Genomic DNA, 21,764 nt, shown 5'->3' on the forward strand with positions numbered 1-21,764 from the left:
TTTCCCTACTGAAGTTTCCCAATAATTATTTATGGTAAAATTGAAACTATGCTACAACTATATGAAAAAAAACAGTCTTTTCATTCGTTTCGAATGCTATTGCCTAAGGGGAATTAAGTAGGGGTTTGCTATAAACATGGCAAAACCACCTAAAATAAACCTCGATACACCAGCATTGTGTATTTCAGCTACTCAATAATTGGGAAACTTCAGTTTCCCTAAAGACAAGGCTACAACTGCACTCTTTTCCAATAAGCCTGAACCCAACCGAAATGAAGGGGCATTTGCTATTATCCTGACGATTGCACTTACAATACTGAAGTTTCTTAGAAATTCATCAAGCAACCATTCGCAATAAAACGGCTACCACCGAATTTACAGGGGAGCTGCTGTATTTGGGGCAAACCCTTTCAAAATCCGGATCCAAAGCCGCTTCGGCAATGATGCGGCGGATATCTGAAAATGCGAAACTGGCTCGCCCCTTCACTTTGTGCCGACGTTCCGGATCGGTTTTTAAACGATCCGCGTAAATCCACGTCAGCGTTGTTGCCATCATACAGAAGTTCAAATGGTTGGTCACTGCCTGCGCATTTCGACACTGACTTTTCTGACTCCCTATGTCTTGCTTGAGCTCTTTGAACCCGGATTCTATTTTCCATCGCGCACCATAATACTCAATAATCTGTGTGACGGATAAACTTAGATCGGTCGTAAACAAAGCAATCCACTGTGTGCGACGAAACACCCAGACAACCTGAACGGGTCGTTTCAATGTTTTCAGCATGACAACGCGACTATAAGCCCTGACTTCACGCTGTTTTCCATAGAGATTCACGGTATACGATCGGGCCTTTTGTTGTACTTTTTTTGCCATGTCTGTGGCTGCCCCCAGACGCTGCCCGTATTTTTTATTCCGCCCCCTCTGCTTGGGTTTTCTTTTTTCTGGACGATCGTACAGTACATTATTGCACCTTAACCTAGAGAGAATATTAAACCGGCTTCCGATAGCTTTGTAAACAGGCTTCCATAGGTCATTGTTGCCAAACCAGCTATCAGTGACTGTCAATATCGGAGCGGTGGAAAAATGTTCTGCAATTGCAATTGCAATCAGCATTTGAGCCGCCTGAGCCATCTTGGTCTGGAAAGGAACGACATCACCTCTTATCGTGGCGGTTTCTTTTTTTGCCTGAATTGTTTTTAAGGGCAGATAAAATCGGAAATCTAAAAATAAGCACGCCCAGCGACCTTTGACCTGTTTCAGCAACCCTACCGATACAATATTTTGTGCCCATGGATATTTGCTTTGATTCGGCCGCGTGGTCAAAAATGGCTTCACAGCCGAAGATATTTTTGCCTACTTTAGTGATAATGGAGTCATCCAGTGCAACCAATATGCGCCCATCTGTTTCAGGAGACGGAATCAGCTCCCAGATAGTTTTCCACAGCCCAGCCCACGGCAAAGTTGAAGAAGCCATGAAAGTGTAAAAGCGCTTATTCTTGATCTCAAACCCAAACAACGTATCAAGGCAACGCCAAAGATTAGATGTCATCGACGACGTAAAGGGAACGATAATAGACAGGATCGTGTAAACAAACAGAGAGGCTCGTTCGCGGCCTAAAGTGGTTTTGGAAAAATGATCTTGAAGCGGGAGTAAAATATCGCGTAAAATGGACATGAATGAGGCCGGTTTGTTTGTATAATCAACGTGTTAGAAACTTTCATTATACACTAAAACTAGGCCTCATTCACGATTAACCTATTGTTTTTAAAAATAATTCAAGGCTCTTAGTCAACGGAATGCCATTAATATTAGTAATATCTAATATTTCAGAAAAATAAGCATTAGCTGATATTCTTATGCTTTAAAAACTAGGAAACTTCAGTTTAATCATATTCAAAGCATAGCACTTTTAAAATTTTTTTCAGGTACTCAGAAAAACACAAATACTCGCCTTTCCATCTGGAAAATAAGTCCTGACTTTGCATAAACCTAGAAATATCAGTTGAACGCTGACTATATGCATAAGTTATTGAATATTTAGTCTAATCAACTTTTTTCTCCCACACCCATTTGGTGAATCGAACCCGCTTCACGGCTTAATTGTATTTCTGCAACCAGCATAAGATGGTCCGAGAGTTTGTCTGGCAACACTTTGTAACTAACAAATTTCAGCTCACTGGAAATTAAAATCCAGTCTAGCCGACTATCACCATTGCTATACGTCGGTAAATTATCAGCCTGGGGTTGATAAACCTTTAACCCCCTGTTCCAGGCGCGCCATGCTACCTCACGAAATTCCGGGACTCCTGTCGCCATAATTCGTTCACCTACGCAGCGGATGGGAGATGCCCTGAACGCCCTGCGTCCGCAACGACTACGCACAAAAGCCGCTTCGTCATTACTACCTCACTGGCTGGAGGGCTATTCGGAATGCAATTCTTGCTCCTCTCGCGTGCTGCTAGCACACGTCGAATCAGCGAATTGCCCTGTCGCCTATCAGGGACTAAAAATCACCACTTCGCTAAGCTCCGGTTCCATGATTTTCAGCGTCAGCAAGTCGCCTAATAACCGACCTGTCCGCAAACCATTCACTATTAAAATCACCCAATATAATCACTGGATTATTCCTGTTGGATAACAGTTCGCGCATCTCGGCTATCTGCTTTTCTCGTACTTTCTGCCGGGAAAAATCCAGGTGCACTGAAATAATATCAATACCAATTTCTTTATCCTTAGAGGGATCCGGTCGCCATGTCATACGCGTTAATAGAAACCCCTTATTAACGGTAGGCGGCGAAGGCTTAAAATTATATGCCAGCGTTTCGGCAACTGGCCAGCGGGATAAGACTGCAGTTCCATAGTTGAATAGCCAGCTATGCGCATTCACTGCCCGATAATACCAGGGGTAGTTCGCATGTTTGGCAATAAATTCTACATGATCAAAGCTGCCGCCCCAGCGCGAAGGTCCATCTGCTTCCTGCAAGGCAACAATATCCCCATCTTGCTCAGCTATCGCATTAGCAATTTACAACAGGTTCTGCTGAATTTGCTCTTTGCTAACGAAGATCTGGTTGGCTGCCTGCTTTCTGCCATGCGCGACATTCAGGATAATTAACTTAAGCACTCCTGAATGACCGGGTGCGCTGTGTATACTTGTACTATCCGCTGGAAAGCTCCCTGCTTCCGTACGCGTATGCACCTGATTACCATGCGGAACGCACGCTGACATCAGTATAAACACTGCCGCTTAAAATCAGGGAAACGGAGCCTAAGCGGAGTGATGATTTTTAGTCCCTGGTAGGCGACAGGGCAATTCGCTGATCCGAAGTGCGCTAGTAGCGCGCGAGGGAGGCAAGAATTGCATTCCGAAAGCCGTCCAGCCATTTGAGGTAGTCTTAACTGAGCAGGGTTTTGTGCGTAGTTGAGACGGACGCAGGGCAACCAGGGCATCTCCCATTCGCTGCGTAGGCGAATGAATGTTGGTGACAGGAGTCCCAGAATGTTGTGAGGTAGCATGGCGCGCCTGTACAAATAAACTATGTTTAACTGAGCTCATCAATCTAAGATAATATGTCAATAGCTTCAGGCTGACGAAACTAATCATGCTACTTATTCTTTTTCAGATACAATCAAGACAGCGACCAGTTCACGTAATTTATTTTGAATCAGCCGCGTGTTTTCAGGCCCCATACGTAACATTTGCTTTTCCAGTGGTGTTAACTTTTCCAGCTTGGGATTAGCAAATTTATAACGTACAGCTGGACGTATCACTTCGATTTTTCCGTTGATAACAGGTGCCTCTATTATTCTCGCTGTCGCTGCTTTAATAATGTCCAGTAGCTGATAATTTTCCGGGTAGGACAGTTCGCTAAAGACCTGCTGAAAAAGTGGCAGGTATTTTTGATACACCATGACAGCTGCCTGAACATCGATAGCATCAATTACCTGTGCTAATTGATCATAGCGCCGGTAGGATGCCGGCGAGATATATAGCTTATCGGCAACTTCGCTCACGGTGAAGGGCTGATTAAAAGATAATTCACGTAAGCGTTTTACCGGAGGGCGCATTCCCTGAGCCAGATCATTAATAGAAAAAATGCTTTTCCTGATCACCTGTTTTTTAAATAACATGGGCTGCATTTGCGCTGAAAGTGACAACATATCCTGAGAAAATTCAGCATCGCTTTTTGTCAGCTCAGGCAATGGATCACTCGCTACAAACTGCAAGCCATCGTCATCATAGCGAGGTAATTGACTGGCAAAATCCAGATTTTCAGGTTCAGTTTCCGCTGCACTGCGTGACTCTACTTCGGGTATCACTAACACTTGCTCAGCCTGCTGTGTACTAACACCGGGATCGTCATCTTCCGCCTGCAGGTAAAAGAATAAGCCTGCCAGCACCAGTACAGTAACGATTCCGGTTATCACTACAGTTGATTTATTCGAACTATTGATATTTTGTTCCAGCATAACGCCTCCTGTTTGCTTTCCCGCTTAAGCAAGCGGGCTCTAGTGCATATTAGTTATAATAAGCCTAAGTGAATACATATTCAATCTGAAGTTTCCCAATAATTATTTATGGTAAAATTGAAACTATGCTAAAACTATATGAAAAAAATAGTCTTTTCATTCGTTTCAAATGCTATTGCCTAAGGGGAATTAAGCAGGGGTTTGCTATAAACATGGCAAAACCACCTAAAATAAACCTCGATACACCAGCATTGTGTATTTCAGCTACTCAATAATTGGGAAACTTCAGTTCGGGAGCATGCATAACGATAACCGGAATGCCCAGCCCATAAGCTGTGCCGGCATCAAATGCGGCGTTCCACTGGCGATATTTATCACCAAATCTAACCACCACTATATCCGCGCGACGAATATAGTTATGCGTGCGCAGCGCATTTATTTTTGCTGCTTTATGATCTTTCCAGAAATTATTATCTTCTGTGCCGAGGATTTTCTCACCGACCTGGTCACTACTATCGTGGTCGGTAATCGGGCTTAATACTTTGATATCCAGCTTAAGCTGATCAATTCCCTGGTTGATTTGTTCGCGCCAGTCGCTGTGAATTTCACCGGATAGGTAAATAGTGTAAGACATTATGACTCCTTAAGATTGAATATCTGAAGTTTCTTAGAAATTCATCAAGCAACCATTCGCAATAAAACGGCTACCACCGAATTTACAGGGGAGCTGCTGTATCTGGTGCAAACCCTTTCAAAATCCGGATCCAAAGCCGCTTCGGCAATGATGCGGCGGATATCTGAAAATGCGAAACTGGCTCACCCCTTCACTTTGTGCCGACGTTCCGGATCGGTTTTTAAACGATCCGCGTAAATCCACGTCAGCCTTGTTGCCATCATACAGAAGTTCAAATGGTTGGTCACTGCCTGCGCATTTCGACACTGACTTTTCTGACTCCCTATGTCTTGCTTGAGCGCTTTGAACCCGGATTCTATTTTCCATCGCGCACCATAATACTCAATAATCTGTGTGACGGATAAACTTAGATCGGTCGTAAACAAAGCAATCCACTGTGTGCGACGAAACACCCAGACAACCTGAAATGAGGTCGTTTTATTTGTATAATCAATGTGTTAGAAACTTTCATTATACACTAAAACTAGCTTCAAAAAAAGAGAGAATAAAAAGAAAGAAGAGATCAAAACTCAGATTAATCACATTTTTAAAGACATCCCTATTTATGGTGCGGCTAAAGTACACCAGCAGTTGCTTGAAGGTGGTTTTAAAGTCAGTTTAAACACGGTGGCGAGTTATCGGCAGCAGATGGGCTTGAAAGCCGTATTAGCGGTAAAACAAGTCAATACAACGATCCCCATAAAAGAACATAAAAAATATACTTATAAGCTTAGAGATCTTGATATATCACACGCTAACCAAGTTTGGAGTACAGATATAACCTATATTAAAACCAAAGAAGGGATGGTTTATTTAGCGGCGATTATTGATTGGCACTCAAAAGCAGTGCTCGCCCATAAAATATCAAACACAATGGATTCTTTTTTAGTTATGGATGTATTAGATGAAGCGCTTTCTCTCTACGGAACACCTGAAATTTTTAATACGGATCAAGGCAGTCAATACACCAGTGAAATTCATACCCAACGACTAAACTGTTGTTTTTAAAAAGAATTCAAGGCTTTTAGTCAACGGAATGCCATTAATATTAGTAATATCTAATATTTCAGAAAAATAAGCATTAGCTGATATTCTTATGCTTTAAAAACTAGGAAACTTCAGTAATTAAATCAGCACTATTATTCGCCTATAATCAGCCGCATATCTGCTATCTATTTAGTATGTCCATGCAGGGTAATTTATTACCTGCTCTGCGCCAAGTTCCTGTAGACTACATTGCCCGCTGAAAAGTGATTCTAATTTTAAACGAGACCATACATGAGTTTTGCCGCACTAAACCTATCTCCTGATCTTCTACAAGCCATCGAAGAAAAAGGCTACACAACACCTTCCCCCATACAGGTTGAAGCAATCCCTGCGGTACTCCAAGGGCGCGATATCATGGCGGCTGCACAAACAGGCACGGGTAAAACCGCCGCATTTACATTGCCGTTATTACAATTATTGAATACCGGTGTACACGTAAATGCAAACCAGGCGCGCGCATTAATATTAACCCCGACACGCGAGCTGGCAGCACAAATCGAAGCGAGCATTGTTAGTTATGGCAAGCACTTGCCCTTGCGCTCTACCGTTGTTTTTGGCGGGGTTAAAATCAACCCGCAAATGATGCGCCTGCGTAAAGGCGTGGATATTCTAGTCGCCACTCCTGGTCGTTTATTAGACTTACATAATCAAAAAGCGATTCGGTTTTCGCAATTAGAAATTCTGGTCCTGGATGAGGCAGATCGTATGCTGGATATGGGCTTTATCCATGATATCCGCAAGATCATGGCCACACTGCCTAAGAAACGACAGAACCTGCTGTTTTCGGCCACTTTTTCTGATGAGATTCGCAAGTTAGCAAAAACTATCGTACATAACCCGATAGAAATTTCTGTGAGTCCGCGCAATACCACGGCAGAAACTGTTAAGCAGCGCATTTATCCAGTCGATAAGAAAAAAAAAGCTTACTTGCTTACGCACTTGATCAAACAGTACCAATGGCAGCAGGTGCTGGTTTTTACCCGTACCAAACGCGGTGCGAATCAATTAGTCCGTCACCTGGAAACAGAAGGCATCCAGGCTGCAGCAATTCATGGTAATAAAAGCCAGGGCGCACGCACTAAAGCTTTGGCTGATTTTAAAACTGGCCATATCCGCATTCTAGTGGCAACCGATATTGCTGCACGCGGACTGGATATAGATCAGTTGCCACAAGTGGTTAATTTCGATCTGCCTAATGTGCCAGAAGATTATATTCACCGTATTGGCCGTACAGGACGCGCCGGAGCAAGCGGTCAGGCGGTATCATTAGTTAGTGCAGATGAATTTGTGCAACTGTCTGATATAGAACGGTTGATTAAAACAGTGCTGACGCGTGAAATCGTGGATGATTTCGAGCCTGTACATACCTTGCCGGAGTCGCGCTTAGACCGCCGACCTATCAAACCGAAAAAGCCTCGAGTCGGGCATAGAGATGGACAACGTTCTGGTGCGAGTAAACAGGGCAATAATCCCAGAGGCAGAAATAACCGAACTCGCTCGAACCAGGAGAACAAGTAAGCTGGTCTGTGCGTGATATGAATTTAAGTGAGGTGGGTGGTTAGCTCCATCAGACACAAGATACTGTGTTTAGACACAACCAGGAGTTTCAATTACTTTTATTCGTAAAATATTGTTTGTTACACTCTTAATTTCGGCTCATATTACAGAAATTTAAAATTATAACCATGTTACATATTGGTATAGGAGGAGCGAACCGACCACCCATATCTATTTTTAAGGGCTTGCATGAATAACAAAACTGTTTCTTTGATTTTAGGTAGTGGCGGCGCCAGGGGGCTGGCACATATTGGTATTATCCAAGAACTGGAAAAACAAGGCTATCAAATTAAGTCTATTTCAGGTTGTTCCATCGGTGCACTGATAGGCGGCATATACGCGATTGGCAAGCTGGGCATCAGTGTTCCCCTATCAATTGAGGCCGTAAAACTAACCTCGCCACAAGAGAGCTCATAAAGCACTGTAAAGACATTCCTGTTATTATTGCGTTTTGAACTGCCCGAATGGTATACGAGCTGATACGAGATATTCTTGCCTAGAAAAATAATGGATTCACAAAACGATCTCGTTTTTGAGCCTGTTGCTGCCTTATCTCCAGAGCCTCGCTATATTTTTTATCCGATGGATGAATCAATTCTGGCAGTTGTGTTTTTGAAATCTCTTCAAACACGCGCATTAAATTATAGCTCATTGCAGTCAGGCGCATTTGATTTTCAAGTGAGCGGGTATTGGAAGACCAAGCTTTAGTTTCCTTGAAATTACTTTTACTCGATGTTCAAGTTTTTCCATCCCATTGCCATCAAACTCTTACCTTCACCCAGCAGAACAATACTTTAATGATGCTGTTGGCCCTAAGCGCCCTAAATCTCTGCCAATCATATGTTTTCCTGATGGCATCAGTTGAAACACATCCTTTATTAATTCACCTAACTCTTTCAGCTTATCACCAGGATCTGGAAACTCTAGCAATGACGTGATGAACTCAAGCAGTACATCCATCGGAATGCAATTCTTGCTCCTCTCGCGTGCTGCTAGCACACGTCGAATCAGCGAATTGCCCTGTCGCCTATCAGGGACTAAAAATCACCACTTCGCTAAGCTCCGTTTCCATGATTTTCAGCGATGGTCAAACAAAAGACTCAGAATCAGGCCACGGCTTGATCCCTCTTCATCTAATTGTTTGGCCTCACGCCCCCATCCTTCATAAAGCTTCCAGCCCTCAAAGAAAACCTCAATCAGCCACCTCAACGTATAGGCTTGAATAATATCTTGTGTGCGCCAAGTCAGGTCTGTCGCCACTAAATAGCGATAGTCGTTTTCACCGTCATATTTTAAGGCAGCGTCGCGCCGCGCCATTGCTGTAGAAAAGGCAGGAAATTGGGCGTTTCTCCGGCACCATTAGCCCGCTCGCGTTCGGCCTGAATAACGCACCCGTGTGCCAGAAACTCGTCCAGGATTTGCAACTCTTCCTCGTCGTATGCCTGCCGAACGCTGTCTTCGCCGTACACAGCCAGAATGTTTTCATAGCGGTGCAGAATTTTACTCACCTGCACCGGGTAATAGGCGAGCAATTCTGTAGTGGTATCAACTGCGGTTACGATAACACCGGCTGGTAAACGTACCTGTAGATTAGCCAGGGAAGATTCCTTGGCAGCTCCTGAGAGTTGCCGCGCCATTAAAAAATCAGACGCTTTACGAATGCCACGGACCAAGTTGTTTTTTATACCGATCACCGTCGGTTTCCCGGCACCGCTGGCAATAGCAATATGGTCAAACCCTAAATCCCATGCATCATTAATGGTTAGAGTGCCGCCAAAACGCACGCCACCATAGCAGCGAAATGTCTGCTGACGTAGCAGGTTTAGGTAAATGGCTTTGAGAAAGTTCTTATCCCAGCGCACGGTAATACCGTATTCTGCAACGCCACCGAAGCCAAGCATGACCCGCTTATCCAGCTCATCATAAAGATCATTGAAGTCTCTTATGGGTGACGGTACTGTCTGACTATCTCCGGTCAGCGACGTGGATAATGGCTCAATTTTTAAACCATCAATACCCACTACAGCGAAACCTTCATTTAGTAAATAATGTGCCAAGGTATAACCTGCGGGTCCCATACCGGCCACCAGTACATTTTTACCGTTGTGGGGCAGCATATAGGGACGTTTGATATTTAATGGATTCCAGCGAGACAACAGGCTATAGATTTCAAATCCCCAGGGCATAAACAGTACATCGGTTAATACATTGGTTTCGATTTGCGGGATATCGACCGGCTCGGTTTTCTGATAGATGCAGCCTTTCATGCAATCATTGCAAATACGGTGGCCGGTACCAGGGCACATGGGATTATCGATCATCACGATAGACAGTGCGCCGATATTATCGCCCTGACGTTTGAGCACATACATTTCCGAAATTTTTTCTTCCAGTGGGCAGCCGGTAATAGTCACACCCAGTGGGTTAGTTTTAAAACGACCGTCCTTTTTGTTTTTCATGCCCTTGGAACAGGAGTCCGTGTCGCGGTCATGACAGTATATATGCAGTGATCAACTTCATACAGTACCTGGCGCTGATTAAAGCGCTTATCAGTTAAGCCAAACCCATCACGGCGACGATGATCGCTTCGATGTGCTGACCAGACTGAGTATTGATTTTCTGTCCGGGTTGTATGCTCAATCAGGTCTGTAAAATCTGTTTTAGCGGGTGTTTTGAAGCTGACCCACAGGGCTACCTGTGCCTTAATGTGTGGAATTTTCAGCGCGGCAAAACTCCAGTGTCGGACAATTTCTAGTAATGATTGGATAAAGTCGGCTGGACTTTGGATTTCCAGTTGCGGTGCTAATAGTAAGGTGGTCTGTGAGTTTTTACTTAATTGCTGTTTAAGTAATAGGGCTTTTGCGTGGAGTTCAACGGCATTGAGATGATTGCCAGAATCATTGTTTGTAGCCCGCCATAATTCGCTAGCCAATTCACTGATGGCCATTTCAGGGTCTTTAAGCCATAAGTCTGAGCGCCCAGTGCCTGCCAGTAATGCCTCTAACTGCTGTTGTAAGGTCTGGATATTCCAGTCAGCTATATTTTCCTACTTAAAGTGTTTTGCCAGTTTGCTGATTATTTCATTGCGATACACAAAGACATGATCGAATTCATGTTGTATTCTGTTGATCTGTTGTATGCGGCTATCACCCACATTAAATAATTTCGCTATAAACGCGCCTAGCAGCGGTGTCATTTTGACCAGCAGTTCAGATTGTTGCACTACGCTTATAGCGTCATCCTGGGAATTGCGATACTTGGTGAATTCGGCGTATAACGCTGCATCTTGAGTTTTACAGTATGCTCAAATTCGGCATAAATCTCAGCTAATTTTTCAGGTTTATGCAGGTCAGCATAGTTATATCCTGCTATGCCAGGTATCAGAGTACTGGAACTTTCATCTTGATGATTCATAGCTATAGTTTCTCAGATAAATAATTTCCAAATTTGGAGCGCTTAAACTTAGGCGGTAACAACGAAATCTTCCCGCAATTTTTGCATAACACAAATCACTTTACTGGCATCATACATATAAGTGTTAAAAGTTTGCACAACTGAATCATGAAGATCTTCAAAAGTCTTAAAATACTTCATATGAGTCGAATCGCGTTTCGTATTTTTCCATAATTTCTCAATCGGATTAAAATCCGGCGAGAACGCAGGGAGACGTTCTACTGTCAAACGATCTACATTAGCTAACTTAAATTCCTTAATAACACCGCTTCCATGATACGGGGCACCATCTTCAATTAGAATAATCTTGCCTTTATAATAAGCCAGCAATTGTGTTAAAAACTCAACATAGCTTTCACCATTAAAACGCCCAGATGTTTCAGCGTGTTGTAATATCATTGGCTTATAACTCTCGATTAAGACGTTGTCGGCAATAGAATATATCGCTTCCATAAAAAGCTTCTGTGTTGGATATTTCTCATTTTTTAAGCTTTTAAGAATAGCTAAAAATTCTTGAGGCAGCCCAGCTTCTTTTAAAAGTCTAAGTGACTTTGGTTTTATCTCATAAGCCAATGATTCTCGGTATTGAAAACTCCCTCCTTCGAGTTCGATCGTACCAAACATTTTCAACCCTTTTCGAATCCCTGATGTTTTCACTGTGGGTTGCTCTCCTATTGGAGCCCAGGTTCGTGCCAATGAACCCCACATAGCAAATGACACCTCATCACCGAATAAAACGACACTCTTTTCTTCTACCGCCTTTTCCATAATGGCAGGCAATGTTTCTTCCAGCCACGTTTTTCTTTCAAGCTCGTACTTTTCTTCTTCTTGGCGATCAGTCACAAAACGAGCTTTTTGATAACTGAAGCCCAGTTTTTTCATTAGGCTTGATAAATAGTTCAAGTTATAACGAACTTCAAATTTTAACCAAATAAGCTCGGCAATCATCGCAGTATTCCATATTCCACAATGAAATCCATTGTCTTCTGGGCCTTTCTTTATCAACTCAACCAATCTATTTTTCTGGTCTTTAGTTAACTTTGACTTCCGACCACGTCCTTGATAGTGTTGCCCTATTAACCAACCGACACCTTTATGCATGAATGTTTTCAGCCAATTTATAATGGTTTTTTCACAGACTCCCATTAGGCGTGCTATTTCTTTGATTCCCATGCATTCACTGAACCAGAGTAGAGCTTGAGTTAATCGATATAAACAAATATTACTTAGCTTGAGAGCTGTCGCCATATTTTTTTTAGTCGGTCTACAATTGACTTTGAAAAAGTGAGGGATACCATTTTTGACTGTTTCCGTTAGTGTTGGGACGAAAATTATAAGCCAGTTTCCCCTCTGTCGTTTTTGTTTGTTCGGAAATTAATTTTCTGAAAGTCTATAGCAGCAATAATACTATCGTTTGTCCATTAACATACCCGCCGGAGCCTTTGTGTTTCTGCTTGTAAACCTTATAAATACGTTTTGTAGACTTAGATCGTGCTCGGTCTGATTCATCAAAGGCCAACACACCTTCAGTAATGCCATAACGTTTTAAAATTAAGACCACACTCACCCGTAGCAACCAGTCACAGGGTATACTTGCTTTACGAAACACCCAGGATAATGCGGCTACTTTGCAATCTCCAAGGCTTGCTCGCTCAAACTTAGCCCAGCAAACAGAGTTCATTAGCAGTATGCCCGTTAAACAAGTGCCCAACCAAGCGGCTTGAATCCGTGTCAAAGCGGCTCCGGGTTTTAGCTGATTGAGCGCATCATCTAAATCGTCAATATAGCTTTGGATAAAGGTGGCTGGGGCATTCATTAACATGGGCTTACACCGATAAAATTACAACAACCTCAGAATACCTGATTTTACCTTCTCAATATCAAAAACTTGAACATCGAGTATAAGGGTGGGTTATTTATTGCGAGTTGCCTAAGTTACCGATCACTTATTTTTCACATACGCCGCCTTTGCAGCCACAGTTTTTGCCGCAGCCTAGACCCTCTTCTTTCATTGCGCCAAATTCAGGGTGTTTGGCGGCATAGTTTCTAGCGGCTTGCTGAATGTAAATCCAGGCGATCATTAGCCCGAATATAACTGCCATTGCGATAATAAAGTTTAGCATCATTTTCTCCCGATTTTTGTTTGTCCAATATTGGCGGACTGAAGTCCGCGCTACAGTCTGTTTTGTTAGGCGGTTGTTCCACCAAGACCCGCAAAGCCCATAAAGGTCAGGGATAGAATTCCCGCCAGCATCATGCTTAAAGCAGCTGCCTGGGTGATGTTGGGTAAGTTGGATAATTCCAGTTTTTCGCGTAACCCAGCCATTAATACAATAGCTAAACCAAAACCTGCACCAGCGCCAAGGCTGAATGATACTGATTGTAAAAAGTCGTATTCACGTGAGGTTTGAAACAGGGCGACACCTAAGATTGCACAATTGGTGGCGATGAGTGGCAGAAAAATCCCCAGAGCTCTAAATAAAGCGGGGCTAAATTTTTTCAATACCATTTCCACTAGTTGCACCGATGAGGCAATTAATGCGATGTAACTGATTAAACGTAGAAACTCCAGCTCAAAAGCCATTAATACCTGGTTAATACCATAAGCGCAAGTCGAGCTAACGAACATGACAAAGGTAGTTGCCAGGCTCATATTAAAAGCAGTATCGCGTTTAGCGGAAACGCCAACAAAGGGGCATAAGCCTAAAAACATGGCGAGCACAAAGTTGTTAATCAGGAAGGCACTGAGAAAAATATAACTGAGGGATTCTGGATTCATAGTGGGTTACCTTGTTAATACCCGGTACATTACTGTACAAGTATCGCTGGTTTAATGTGTTTAAGAGCGAGAATTCAATAATACCCGAGTCTGACTTGTTTTTTGGCTCCACAGTCGCACTACAAAAACAATTACGTAGCCAGCTATGCGCTTATTTTCCTAGCACGACTGTGAAACCAAAATCCTGCGCCATACTTTCGGGTATTATTAAATCCTCACTCATTAAAGGTGTAATAGCGATTGGTCAGAAAATTACCTAAAAACACGACCGTACTCGCAATAATTTGTGCATACCAGTAGGCAATATTTTTGGGCTGCGCAAATGGGATTTGTTCAGGATAAGGAATGCTTTGCAATAATGCAAGTATTTCAGGGATTGTGCTCAGCCAGAAAATTGCTGCATTAAGACCAAACATCGTTGCACTGACAATTAAGTAACGTGTAAAAAAAGCCTTATGCGGACCGTTAACCTTGAATGCCCAGTGAAACTGGATATTGTAATTAACGATAAATCCACATACAGCGCCTATCATGCTTGCCTGTAGCGGGGTCGTTAGCTGGTATTCAATTAACAGGATTAATACGATGAATTGCACCGCAGTGGCAAGCCCACCTGAAATGGTATAGCGTATAAAGGTCTTAAAAAAACTATGTGTACTCATAGGCGCTTATTTTTCTTTTAAAAGAGCATATTTACGATACTCTGCCAGCACTGTAAAGCTCTTGAGGTATGAGCTGGGAAGTCGCTTGAGATGTTTTTTTTCTATAATTAAATAATCTTCCACTGTGTTATTGCTTAATGCATTGATAGAATCCTCATCTAAACCGATACGTTTAGCCTGACCCTGAGTATGAAAATCTATTGAAAACAAGCGCTCTCCAGCATAAGACAACTGGCTATTATCTGTCTGGCTGTCATTTTGATAAATTTCGACCAGGTATTTTTGATTCTTTTCAAACTTTAATTTTTCCGGCATTGTCCATTCCAGGCTCATAAACACCAGACCTGCAATGGGTATGATAAATCCAGCATATAGCCACTTGCTTTGCATAAGCTTTTTGATATCAAAGCGCAGGTACAGCATTTCTGTGACCATCATGGCGAAAGCGGGTAATCCCGGCAATACATAGGTATATAGAATATTGCCAGAGAGAGTGAAGAACACCATCGGAGCAATTGCCCAGAATAACAGATAGCTGTGCCAGCTACCCTGACAGGCATTTTTTAAGGTGAGCGTCTTGTTCTTGCGTAACGGCCAGCTTAAGATACTGCCAAGAAAAATAAACGACCAGGGAAAGCTGGCAAATAGCCACAATAACCAGATTTCTCCATGCGGGTGCTTATGTGCGACACCATATAAATCACCATGCCAGCCCGCATCGACAAAGCGCTTATAGTGCTCACCTACGAGGAAATAATTGATAAATCCGGGGCTGTCAATTTCGGCGATGATATACCAGGGGACCGCGATTAATAACATCAGCGTAGAGCCTTTAAACCAGGGTATCTGCTGCCAGGCGGGTAGCCATTGTTTTTCCAGGGCAACCCACGCGATCAGCGGTAATAAAACCAGCACACCAACAATCGGCCCTTTCACTAATAAGCCCAGGCCTAGACCTACAAAGAATAAGTAGCTCCACTTTTTTGCCTGTCGTGCATCAGGGGTATTGAGCGCATGCCAAAAGCTAATCATGGATAAACTGATACACAGGCATAAAGCCATATCGGTCATCACCGCGCCACTGGCAATAAAAAACAGCGCTGTGCTGATGAGTACGATACTGCTAAAAGCCGCTTTTTCAGCGCCGAGTAATCCTTTTGCAAAGCGGTAACTCAGCCATAACACCAGGCCCGCTAATAAAAACACCGGCAAGCGCGCTGCAAATTCGGAATAACCAAATAGTTTAAATGAGATCGCTGTCAGCCAGAATGTCAGCGGGGGTTTGCCCCAAAACGGTACATCATAATTAAACGGTGGCATAATCCAGTTGCCGGTTTCTATGATTAAGCGGGGGGTTTCTGCATAACGCGCTTCGGTTGGGTCGTGTAGTGGATATTCAATAATCCCTAACAAGCGCGTTAAAACGGCAATAAAAAGAATAGCCAGGGATAGTTTGCTGAATGCTTTAGTCATCTGCTTTGGCTGAGTAGGTCTTTTTAATAAAATAAAGCGGTCGTTGTTTCGATTCGATAAACATATGCCCGATATATTCACCTAAGATACCGATCGATAATAGCTGCACACCCGAGAAAAATAATATGACGGTAATCAAAGTTGGGAAACCCTGTATCACTTCGCCAAACATAAGGGTTTTGACAATAAAATATAACCCTAATACAAAGGCGCAAAATGCGGTAATAAAGCCCGCATAAGTTGCTAAACGCAAAGGTTCTTGCGTAAATGATGAGATGCCCTCTATGGCAAATTTTATGAGCTTGCGGTAATTCCAGTTAGTTTCACCTGCCAGCCTGGGGTCGCGACTATATTCTATGGCGGTTTGCGAGAAGCCGATCCAGGCAAACAGGCCTTTCATAAAACGTTTCCGCTCACGTACCTGGTTTAACGCATCGACAGCCTGGCGGCTCATAAGCCGAAAGTCGCCCACATTTTCCGGAATTTCATGGTCACTGATCTTATTAATCAGCTTGTAAAACAGCCGGGCAGTGATTTTTTTAATAAAGCTCTCGCCTTTGCGCTGGGTGCGTTTGGCATACACCACGTCAAATCCTGTGCGCCAGGTGCTTACCATTTCAGCAATAAGCTCGGGCGGGTCTTGCAAGTCAGCATCTATGACTATCACAGCATCGCCTAGTGCCTTATCCAGGCCTGCGGTCATGGCAATTTCCTTGCCGAAATTACGACTTAAATCGATGATTTTAATACGTGGGTCTTGCCGCATTAAATCAATAAGTATACCTAAGGTCTTATCTTTACTGCCATCATTTACATAAAGTATTTCTACTTGCATATCAATTGCTTTGATGGCCTCTGATATGCGCTGCTGGCACTCGTTAATCACTTCCTGTTCATTATGAAACGGAATAATGATGGATAAAAGTTCAGTATGTTGCATATTAATATCTTGCGACGACAATACGGCGCGGGTCTTGATAAACGATTTTCATCGGAATATTTTGTTTTTGCCAGTTCTGGTAAGTATCTGGCGAAACTATCGCCAGGGCTTGTTGTGTTGCTAACCACACAGGCAAAAAATCAGCCTCACTAGCTATCCAGTTTCCAGGCTCACGGCCTATACCAAATTGCATATTGCCTTGATAGCCAACGACGCTGATATTGCGTTGTAAATAATAAGGCAGAGAGTACTCAAACAGATTAATGGCGTAGATTTTTATATCTGAAGTTTCCCAATAATTATTTATGGTAAAATTGAAAATATGCTACAACTATATGAAAAAAAATAGTCTTTTCATTCGTTTCAAATGCTATTGCCTAAGGGGAATTAAGTAGGGGTTTGCTATAAACATGGCAAAACCACCTAAAATAAACCTCGATACACCAGCATTGTGTATTTCAGCTACAATAAGGAGAAACTTTATAAAAGCCGAGTTGTGATGTCGTTGACCTGAGCTTAATTAAAGCTCTCTGACGGTAATTGACTGTGCGTTGCTATTTCATCGTGTAAAATTAATTTGCCTGTTTTACGTTGCTCGACATAATTAATCAGCAATAACCAGCAGCCTAGCACTATAAACCCACCCGGAGGTAAAATCATCACTAACCAGGGTTCGAACTGGGTGCTAAACACCTGATAGCCTAATAATTGCCCCGCACCTAATAATTCTCGTACACCGCCTAGCATCACCAGTGCTAGGGTAAAGCCGAGCCCCATGCCCAGTGCGCTAACCACTGATTTAGTAAATGAGTGCTTTGACGCATAGGCTTCTGCACGGCCTAAAATTAAGCAATTAACTACGATTAGCTGAATAAAAGCACCTAGTCTATTATATAAATCCAGGCTAACTGCCTGAATAATATAATCCACCAGCGTTACAAAGGTGGCGATAATAATAATATAAGTGGTGATGCGCACTTGCTTGGGAATAAAGTTGCGCAAGGCGGATACCAGCGCATTAGAGCAAACCAGTACAAAAACACTGGCAATACCCATGGCAAGCGAGTTCAGTACCGAATTAGTCACCGCCAATACCGGGCATAGCCCAAGCATCATTACGAATACTGGGTTTTCTTTCCAGATGCCTGCAGTAAAGACATCGAGAGTTAAGGGTGTTTCTTTTTTTGTGGCTTGAGTCATATTTACCTCATTCTAATCTTGTTTCTGAAGTTTCCCAATTATTGAGTAGCTGAAATACACAATGCTGGTGTATCGAGGTTTATTTTAGGTGGTTTTGCCATGTTTATAGCAAACCCCTACTTAATTCCCCTTAGGCAATAGCATTTGAAACGAATGAAAAGACTATTTTTTTCATATAGTTGTAGCATAGTTTCAATTTTACCATAAATAATTATTGGGAAACTTCAGATCTTGTTTTACATTTTGAGTTATGGAGTAGGTTGGGTTAGATTTTTTTGCGAAGCACTAAAAACGTAACCCAGCGCCTTAGAAGGCTCATAAAATGCTGGGTTACGTTATCTGCGCTACGCTTGATAATCTAACTAGCCTACATGTAATAGGTTGATTTTAATGATAAAAATTTAACTTAATGCTTTCCTTGCTTTAAGACTTCTAAATTTTTGATAAGCACCGGAATCAACTTTTGTGCGCTTTTGTTTAACATTCGCCCGATTGCATTTGATGTAATGGTCGAACCTGAAATGGCATCAATCTGCCAATCATGTTTTTTTGTACCATGCCGCACTGTAGTGATTGCATTGGCTAATCCAGATTGTGCCATATTAAGCTGCGAATCTAAACATTTAAAATTAGCTAAAAATTGCTTATCTGTAGTGATCTTGGTGCCAAAGCCAGGGGTTTCTGTGCTTTTTAACACATCAAAGCCAACGATGCAGCTACTATCAGGATTATAACCATAGAGTATTTTAACAATATCCTGGTAACCTTGCGCTGCGGCATTAATCGCGACACCAACTAAGTTATTATGTTGATCATAGCCTGCATAAACAAGTTCACCTTCGGTCTTGTCTCCGGTTAATTTTAATTTATCCTGCTCAACGACAAAGGTTAAGTGACTTTTTGCGCTGGGTAGCACCGTAAAAATAGCCCGCTCAGTCGCCATGCGCTGATTCTCGGCAATAATGGGTTTGGTAAATTCATAGACCAGCACGACTAATAAACCAGAGATCATGGCAACTGTAGCCAGTGTGGTAATCAGCTTGGCGCTTGAAGGTAGCTCAGGTACCTGATTTTCTGGCGTACTCATGATTTATCCTGCTTTTTCTTGCGCGCCCCATATATACGCGGCTGGGTGTAGGTTTCTATAATAGGCGTGGCGGCATTACCAAATAAGATTGCGTACATTACTGCCTCCGTCAAACCACCAAATAAGCGAATAATAACGGTTAAAAAACCGACTAAGCAGCCAAATACGAAAATCCCTAAAGGCGTGACTGGGGATGCAACCATATCGCTAGCCATAAATACTGCGGCAAACATTAAGCCACCTGAAAGAAGCATAAACGCAGGCGCGGGGTACTTGGCAGGATCCAGCAGATAAAAAAACCCGGCAGATACTGCAGTGCCAAAGATAACAGCAGCAGGAATGCGCCAGTCGAGCATTTTCTTATACACTAAATAAGCGCCGCAGACTAAAATTAACAGCGTCGAGGTCTCACCAGTTGAGCCTGCTACATTGCCGATAAATAAATCATAGGAATCGGTGATAATACCCTGAAATTTCATCAATGCCAGAGGTGTTGCGCCGGTAAAGCCATCAACAGCAACCTGAGTCGACCATTCCTCCGTGGGCAATGGCTTCATAAAAGGCCAGGCCAGAGTCGAGGGGATAAATTCGGCAAAGCGTTCAGTGGCTAAAGCAGGTGTCCAGGTCGTAATAGACACAGGAAAAGCTGCTTGCACAAAGGCACGCCCAACTAAAGCAGGGTTAAAGATATTAAAGCCCAGTCCACCAAACAGGGTTTTACCCATGGCTATCGCAGTAAATCCGGCAACAGCGCCCATCCATAAGGGAAAGCTTGGCGGTAAAGTCATGGCCAGCAATAAGCCACTCACGACTGCACTGGCATCTAATATGGTAGATTTTTTGCCAGACATTTTGCAGAAAAAATGCTCAGTCGCAATACATGACAGGGTGGTGACCAGTATCAGCGCTAATGCACTGATACCAAAATGATATACGGAGTACATTACTAAAGGCAGCAGGGCATACACAACATTGCGCATAATCTGTGCAACAGTCGGTGCCTTGCGGATATACGGCGAAGTGCGTATATCAATTTTTAAATCAGTTTTAGCCATCTTGTCTGTGCCTTTCACGGTTTAGTGTTTTTGCAATTCTAAAATACTGTACCAGCGGGGTATTAGATGGGCAAACATAGCTGCAACAACCACATTCAAAGCAGTCATTCAGATGATATTTTTCTTCCATCACATCATATTGTCGCTTGGCTGCCAATAATCCCAACTCCGATGGGTTTAAATGGATAGGGCAGGCGGTTAGGCACTTTGAGCATTTAATACACGGTAGTATGTCATCGCGTTTAGTCGCCCTTTCACCCAGTACCAGCACACCCCCCGTGCCTTTGGTAATCGGCACATCCAGCGAACGTACCGGAGTGCCCATCATTGGCCCGCCCAGAATAAGCCCGGCTTCATCACCTTTAAACCCTGCATGTTGCAGAATATAACGTAACGGCGTACCGATGGGTGCCAGAAATTCCCCGGGTTTTCCAGATTATCGCCGGTAATGGTGATGGTACGCTCTATCAGGCCATGTCCTTTGGGTAGTAATGCGCCAATCTTGGCTAAAGTCGCGACATTAAAAATAGCTAAACCCGCTTCCGATGAACGACTGCCAGATAGAATTTCTATGCCCAATAAAGAATAGGCCAGCATCTTCTGCGCGCCCTGCGGGTATTTAGTGGCAATCGCCTTAATACTAATACTATTATCGTCGGGCAAAAATGGCTCAATGGCATGTAACACATCCATTTTATTATCTTCTATGCCGATAATCGCCTTAGGCGCGCCTACACATTTCATGCTGATGCGTATGCCATGTAATAGGTGATCTATTCTTTCTAACATAAGACGATGATCGGTCGTTAGAAATGGCTCACACTCACAGCCATTCACTAATACAGTATGAATGCAACAATCCTGCGGAGTCTGCATTTTGACATGAGTAGGAAACGCAGCGCCACCCAGACCAACTACGCTGGTATTCTGCACCACCTGGATCAATTCTTCGCGGGACATCTCCCGATAATCATAATGCGTACCGGAATCCAGTATATGCTGACCAGAGCTTAGTGCCGTGGTGATAATAATCACTTCCTGCTTACCGCCCTGTGCAGTTTTCGCCAGGCTAATCTCTTTAACAGTACCGGTCACAGGTGCATGAATTGGCACCGACATAAAGCCATCTGCCTCTGCAATCAGTTCACCGCGCGTCACCTGTTGACCTTTATATACCAGTGCTTTTGCCGGTTTACCTATATGCTGCGCGAGTGGCACTATAACTTCAGGTGCAAACGGCAGGCGGCGGGTAGGTTTTGCATTGGTTTCATTTTTAAATTCCTCAAGGTGAATACCATGAGGAAAGGTTTTTTTGCCAAATAGTTTTGCTAAATTCATAAAATCCATTTATTTTCGATTGTTAAGG

Annotated in this window: 27 protein-coding genes and 3 pseudogenes; 5 read left to right on the forward strand and 25 right to left on the reverse strand. The window is 43.1% G+C overall.

Features of this window, described 5'->3' with window-relative positions:
- Positions 1-337 precede the first annotated feature (337 nt).
- Together K6984_RS05790 and K6984_RS05795 are read right to left on the reverse strand one after the other, a co-directional pair.
- Positions 338-1,676 (reverse strand): annotated as a pseudogene (locus K6984_RS05790) (IS701 family transposase).
- A 372-nt stretch (positions 1,677-2,048) separates the two neighbouring features.
- Complete coding sequence (locus tag K6984_RS05795; protein ID WP_221894641.1) at positions 2,049-2,384, reverse strand: hypothetical protein; 336 nt, start codon at positions 2,382-2,384, stop codon at positions 2,049-2,051.
- Between K6984_RS05795 and K6984_RS05800 the strand changes: the two genes are divergently transcribed.
- Positions 2,341-2,640 carry a hypothetical protein gene (locus K6984_RS05800; RefSeq protein WP_221894642.1) on the forward strand — a complete coding sequence of 100 codons (300 nt, stop codon included), beginning with the start codon at positions 2,341-2,343 and terminating at the stop codon, positions 2,638-2,640. The genes K6984_RS05795 and K6984_RS05800 overlap by 44 nt on opposite strands.
- Here K6984_RS05800 and K6984_RS36015 read toward each other — a convergent pair.
- A complete protein-coding gene (locus tag K6984_RS36015; protein ID WP_221894643.1) occupies positions 2,524-2,985 on the reverse strand; it encodes an endonuclease/exonuclease/phosphatase family protein in 462 nt (153 codons plus the stop codon). The two genes, K6984_RS05800 and K6984_RS36015, sit on opposite strands and share 117 nt — an antisense overlap.
- Here K6984_RS36015 and K6984_RS05810 point away from each other — a divergent pair.
- A complete protein-coding gene (locus tag K6984_RS05810; RefSeq protein ID WP_221894836.1) occupies positions 2,878-3,117 on the forward strand; it encodes a hypothetical protein in 240 nt (79 codons plus the stop codon). The two genes, K6984_RS36015 and K6984_RS05810, sit on opposite strands and share 108 nt — an antisense overlap.
- Before the next feature lie 153 nt (positions 3,118-3,270).
- On the opposite strand, the gene K6984_RS05815 is transcribed toward K6984_RS05810, so the two are convergent.
- From K6984_RS05815 to K6984_RS05830, 4 genes and pseudogenes are all read right to left on the reverse strand, one after another.
- Positions 3,271-3,459 carry a hypothetical protein gene (locus K6984_RS05815; RefSeq protein WP_147889094.1) on the reverse strand — a complete coding sequence of 63 codons (189 nt, stop codon included), beginning with the start codon at positions 3,457-3,459 and terminating at the stop codon, positions 3,271-3,273.
- Positions 3,460-3,611: 152 nt separating this feature from the next.
- A complete protein-coding gene (locus K6984_RS05820) occupies positions 3,612-4,472 on the reverse strand; it encodes a DUF3014 domain-containing protein (RefSeq protein WP_221894644.1) in 861 nt (286 codons plus the stop codon).
- Positions 4,473-4,740: 268 nt separating this feature from the next.
- Positions 4,741-5,106: a YtoQ family protein gene (locus tag K6984_RS05825; protein ID WP_221894645.1), complete on the reverse strand. Its 366-nt coding sequence runs from the start codon at positions 5,104-5,106 to the stop codon at positions 4,741-4,743.
- A gap of 44 nt (positions 5,107-5,150) precedes the next feature.
- Positions 5,151-5,570, reverse strand: a pseudogene (locus tag K6984_RS05830) (transposase); the annotation flags it as partial.
- Positions 5,571-5,667: 97 nt separating this feature from the next.
- On the opposite strand from K6984_RS05830, the gene K6984_RS05835 reads away from it, so the two are divergent.
- From K6984_RS05835 to K6984_RS05845, 3 genes and pseudogenes are all read left to right on the forward strand, one after another.
- A complete protein-coding gene (locus tag K6984_RS05835; protein WP_338024463.1) occupies positions 5,668-6,153 on the forward strand; it encodes a DDE-type integrase/transposase/recombinase in 486 nt (161 codons plus the stop codon).
- A gap of 270 nt (positions 6,154-6,423) precedes the next feature.
- The gene (locus K6984_RS05840; protein WP_221894647.1) at positions 6,424-7,710 is read left to right on the forward strand and encodes a DEAD/DEAH box helicase; all 1,287 of its coding nucleotides are present in this window, start codon (positions 6,424-6,426) and stop codon (positions 7,708-7,710) included.
- A 228-nt stretch (positions 7,711-7,938) separates the two neighbouring features.
- Positions 7,939-8,103: pseudogene (locus tag K6984_RS05845) on the forward strand (patatin-like phospholipase family protein); the annotation flags it as partial.
- A 142-nt stretch (positions 8,104-8,245) separates the two neighbouring features.
- Here K6984_RS05845 and K6984_RS05850 read toward each other — a convergent pair.
- From K6984_RS05850 to K6984_RS05930, 18 genes are all read right to left on the reverse strand, one after another.
- A complete protein-coding gene (locus K6984_RS05850; RefSeq protein ID WP_221894648.1) occupies positions 8,246-8,416 on the reverse strand; it encodes a hypothetical protein in 171 nt (56 codons plus the stop codon).
- 107 nt (positions 8,417-8,523) lie between these two features.
- Positions 8,524-8,748 carry a hypothetical protein gene (locus tag K6984_RS05855; RefSeq protein ID WP_221894649.1) on the reverse strand — a complete coding sequence of 75 codons (225 nt, stop codon included), beginning with the start codon at positions 8,746-8,748 and terminating at the stop codon, positions 8,524-8,526.
- A 78-nt stretch (positions 8,749-8,826) separates the two neighbouring features.
- Positions 8,827-9,066 (reverse strand): hypothetical protein, encoded by a 240-nt coding sequence (locus K6984_RS05860; protein WP_221894650.1) that lies wholly within the window; start codon positions 9,064-9,066, stop codon positions 8,827-8,829.
- Positions 9,042-10,208, reverse strand: coding sequence for a hypothetical protein (locus tag K6984_RS05865; RefSeq protein WP_221894651.1), 1,167 nt, complete (start codon positions 10,206-10,208; stop codon positions 9,042-9,044). Before K6984_RS05865 ends, K6984_RS05860 begins: the two co-directional genes overlap by 25 nt.
- A complete protein-coding gene (locus K6984_RS05870; protein ID WP_221894652.1) occupies positions 10,205-10,696 on the reverse strand; it encodes a hypothetical protein in 492 nt (163 codons plus the stop codon). The genes K6984_RS05865 and K6984_RS05870 overlap by 4 nt, the downstream gene beginning before the upstream one ends.
- Before the next feature lie 515 nt (positions 10,697-11,211).
- On the reverse strand, positions 11,212-12,450 hold the full coding sequence (locus tag K6984_RS05875) for an IS630 family transposase (protein WP_221894653.1): 1,239 nt from the start codon (positions 12,448-12,450) through the stop codon (positions 11,212-11,214).
- A 142-nt stretch (positions 12,451-12,592) separates the two neighbouring features.
- Positions 12,593-13,024: a hypothetical protein gene (locus K6984_RS05880; protein WP_221894654.1), complete on the reverse strand. Its 432-nt coding sequence runs from the start codon at positions 13,022-13,024 to the stop codon at positions 12,593-12,595.
- A 124-nt stretch (positions 13,025-13,148) separates the two neighbouring features.
- Entirely contained in the window at positions 13,149-13,325 is a 177-nt protein-coding gene (locus tag K6984_RS05885; RefSeq protein WP_221894655.1) for a hypothetical protein, read from the reverse strand.
- Positions 13,326-13,390: 65 nt separating this feature from the next.
- Positions 13,391-13,981: an electron transport complex protein RnfA gene (locus K6984_RS05890; RefSeq protein WP_221894656.1), complete on the reverse strand. Its 591-nt coding sequence runs from the start codon at positions 13,979-13,981 to the stop codon at positions 13,391-13,393.
- A gap of 215 nt (positions 13,982-14,196) precedes the next feature.
- A complete protein-coding gene (locus K6984_RS05895) occupies positions 14,197-14,643 on the reverse strand; it encodes a GtrA family protein (RefSeq protein ID WP_221894657.1) in 447 nt (148 codons plus the stop codon).
- 6 nt (positions 14,644-14,649) lie between these two features.
- Positions 14,650-16,116 carry an ArnT family glycosyltransferase gene (locus K6984_RS05900; protein ID WP_221894658.1) on the reverse strand — a complete coding sequence of 489 codons (1,467 nt, stop codon included), beginning with the start codon at positions 16,114-16,116 and terminating at the stop codon, positions 14,650-14,652.
- Positions 16,109-17,056, reverse strand: a complete 948-nt coding sequence (locus tag K6984_RS05905) for a glycosyltransferase family 2 protein (protein ID WP_221894659.1) — start codon at positions 17,054-17,056, stop codon at positions 16,109-16,111. The genes K6984_RS05900 and K6984_RS05905 overlap by 8 nt, the downstream gene beginning before the upstream one ends.
- A 1-nt stretch (position 17,057) precedes the next feature.
- Complete coding sequence (locus tag K6984_RS05910) at positions 17,058-17,378, reverse strand: hypothetical protein (protein WP_221894820.1); 321 nt, start codon at positions 17,376-17,378, stop codon at positions 17,058-17,060.
- 194 nt (positions 17,379-17,572) lie between these two features.
- Positions 17,573-18,256, reverse strand: a complete 684-nt coding sequence (gene rsxE, locus K6984_RS05915; protein WP_221894660.1) for an electron transport complex subunit RsxE — start codon at positions 18,254-18,256, stop codon at positions 17,573-17,575.
- A 406-nt stretch (positions 18,257-18,662) separates the two neighbouring features.
- Entirely contained in the window at positions 18,663-19,343 is a 681-nt protein-coding gene (locus K6984_RS05920; protein ID WP_221894661.1) for an RnfABCDGE type electron transport complex subunit G, read from the reverse strand.
- Positions 19,340-20,398: an RnfABCDGE type electron transport complex subunit D gene (locus K6984_RS05925; RefSeq protein WP_221894662.1), complete on the reverse strand. Its 1,059-nt coding sequence runs from the start codon at positions 20,396-20,398 to the stop codon at positions 19,340-19,342. The genes K6984_RS05920 and K6984_RS05925 overlap by 4 nt, the downstream gene beginning before the upstream one ends.
- Complete coding sequence (locus K6984_RS35645; RefSeq protein ID WP_338024448.1) at positions 20,391-20,726, reverse strand: 4Fe-4S dicluster domain-containing protein; 336 nt, start codon at positions 20,724-20,726, stop codon at positions 20,391-20,393. The genes K6984_RS05925 and K6984_RS35645 overlap by 8 nt, the downstream gene beginning before the upstream one ends.
- The gene (locus K6984_RS05930) at positions 20,723-21,736 is read right to left on the reverse strand and encodes an RnfABCDGE type electron transport complex subunit C (protein ID WP_338024449.1); all 1,014 of its coding nucleotides are present in this window, start codon (positions 21,734-21,736) and stop codon (positions 20,723-20,725) included. The genes K6984_RS35645 and K6984_RS05930 overlap by 4 nt, the downstream gene beginning before the upstream one ends.
- Between the last annotated feature and the right edge of the window lie 28 nt (positions 21,737-21,764).

Origin of the sequence: Bathymodiolus japonicus methanotrophic gill symbiont, assembly GCF_019721995.1 — a bacterium.
Taxonomy (GTDB): domain Bacteria; phylum Pseudomonadota; class Gammaproteobacteria; order Methylococcales; family Methylomonadaceae; genus Methyloprofundus.

Bases quoted from the DNA above. Each gene is read 5' to 3' on its own strand.
- K6984_RS05800 (WP_221894642.1), top strand. From the start codon at position 2,341: ATGGGAGATGCCCTGAACGCCCTGCGTCCGCAACGACTACGCACAAAA.
- K6984_RS05810 (WP_221894836.1), top strand. From the start codon at position 2,878: ATGCGCATTCACTGCCCGATAATACCAGGGGTAGTTCGCATGTTTGGC.
- K6984_RS05815 (WP_147889094.1), bottom strand. From the start codon at position 3,459: ATGGGAGATGCCCTGGTTGCCCTGCGTCCGTCTCAACTACGCACAAAA.
- K6984_RS05820 (WP_221894644.1), bottom strand. From the start codon at position 4,472: ATGCTGGAACAAAATATCAATAGTTCGAATAAATCAACTGTAGTGATA.
- K6984_RS05825 (WP_221894645.1), bottom strand. From the start codon at position 5,106: ATGTCTTACACTATTTACCTATCCGGTGAAATTCACAGCGACTGGCGC.
- K6984_RS05840 (WP_221894647.1), top strand. From the start codon at position 6,424: ATGAGTTTTGCCGCACTAAACCTATCTCCTGATCTTCTACAAGCCATC.
- K6984_RS05850 (WP_221894648.1), bottom strand. From the start codon at position 8,416: ATGCGCCTGACTGCAATGAGCTATAATTTAATGCGCGTGTTTGAAGAG.
- K6984_RS05860 (WP_221894650.1), bottom strand. From the start codon at position 9,066: ATGGCGCGGCGCGACGCTGCCTTAAAATATGACGGTGAAAACGACTAT.
- K6984_RS05865 (WP_221894651.1), bottom strand. From the start codon at position 10,208: ATGAAAAACAAAAAGGACGGTCGTTTTAAAACTAACCCACTGGGTGTG.
- K6984_RS05870 (WP_221894652.1), bottom strand. From the start codon at position 10,696: ATGGCCATCAGTGAATTGGCTAGCGAATTATGGCGGGCTACAAACAAT.
- K6984_RS05875 (WP_221894653.1), bottom strand. From the start codon at position 12,450: ATGGCGACAGCTCTCAAGCTAAGTAATATTTGTTTATATCGATTAACT.
- K6984_RS05880 (WP_221894654.1), bottom strand. From the start codon at position 13,024: ATGTTAATGAATGCCCCAGCCACCTTTATCCAAAGCTATATTGACGAT.
- K6984_RS05885 (WP_221894655.1), bottom strand. From the start codon at position 13,325: ATGCTAAACTTTATTATCGCAATGGCAGTTATATTCGGGCTAATGATC.
- K6984_RS05890 (WP_221894656.1), bottom strand. From the start codon at position 13,981: ATGAATCCAGAATCCCTCAGTTATATTTTTCTCAGTGCCTTCCTGATT.
- K6984_RS05895 (WP_221894657.1), bottom strand. From the start codon at position 14,643: ATGAGTACACATAGTTTTTTTAAGACCTTTATACGCTATACCATTTCA.
- K6984_RS05900 (WP_221894658.1), bottom strand. From the start codon at position 16,116: ATGACTAAAGCATTCAGCAAACTATCCCTGGCTATTCTTTTTATTGCC.
- K6984_RS05905 (WP_221894659.1), bottom strand. From the start codon at position 17,056: ATGCAACATACTGAACTTTTATCCATCATTATTCCGTTTCATAATGAA.
- rsxE (WP_221894660.1), bottom strand. From the start codon at position 18,256: ATGACTCAAGCCACAAAAAAAGAAACACCCTTAACTCTCGATGTCTTT.
- K6984_RS05920 (WP_221894661.1), bottom strand. From the start codon at position 19,343: ATGAGTACGCCAGAAAATCAGGTACCTGAGCTACCTTCAAGCGCCAAG.
- K6984_RS05925 (WP_221894662.1), bottom strand. From the start codon at position 20,398: ATGGCTAAAACTGATTTAAAAATTGATATACGCACTTCGCCGTATATC.
- K6984_RS35645 (WP_338024448.1), bottom strand. From the start codon at position 20,726: ATGATGGGCACTCCGGTACGTTCGCTGGATGTGCCGATTACCAAAGGC.
- K6984_RS05930 (WP_338024449.1), bottom strand. From the start codon at position 21,736: ATGAATTTAGCAAAACTATTTGGCAAAAAAACCTTTCCTCATGGTATT.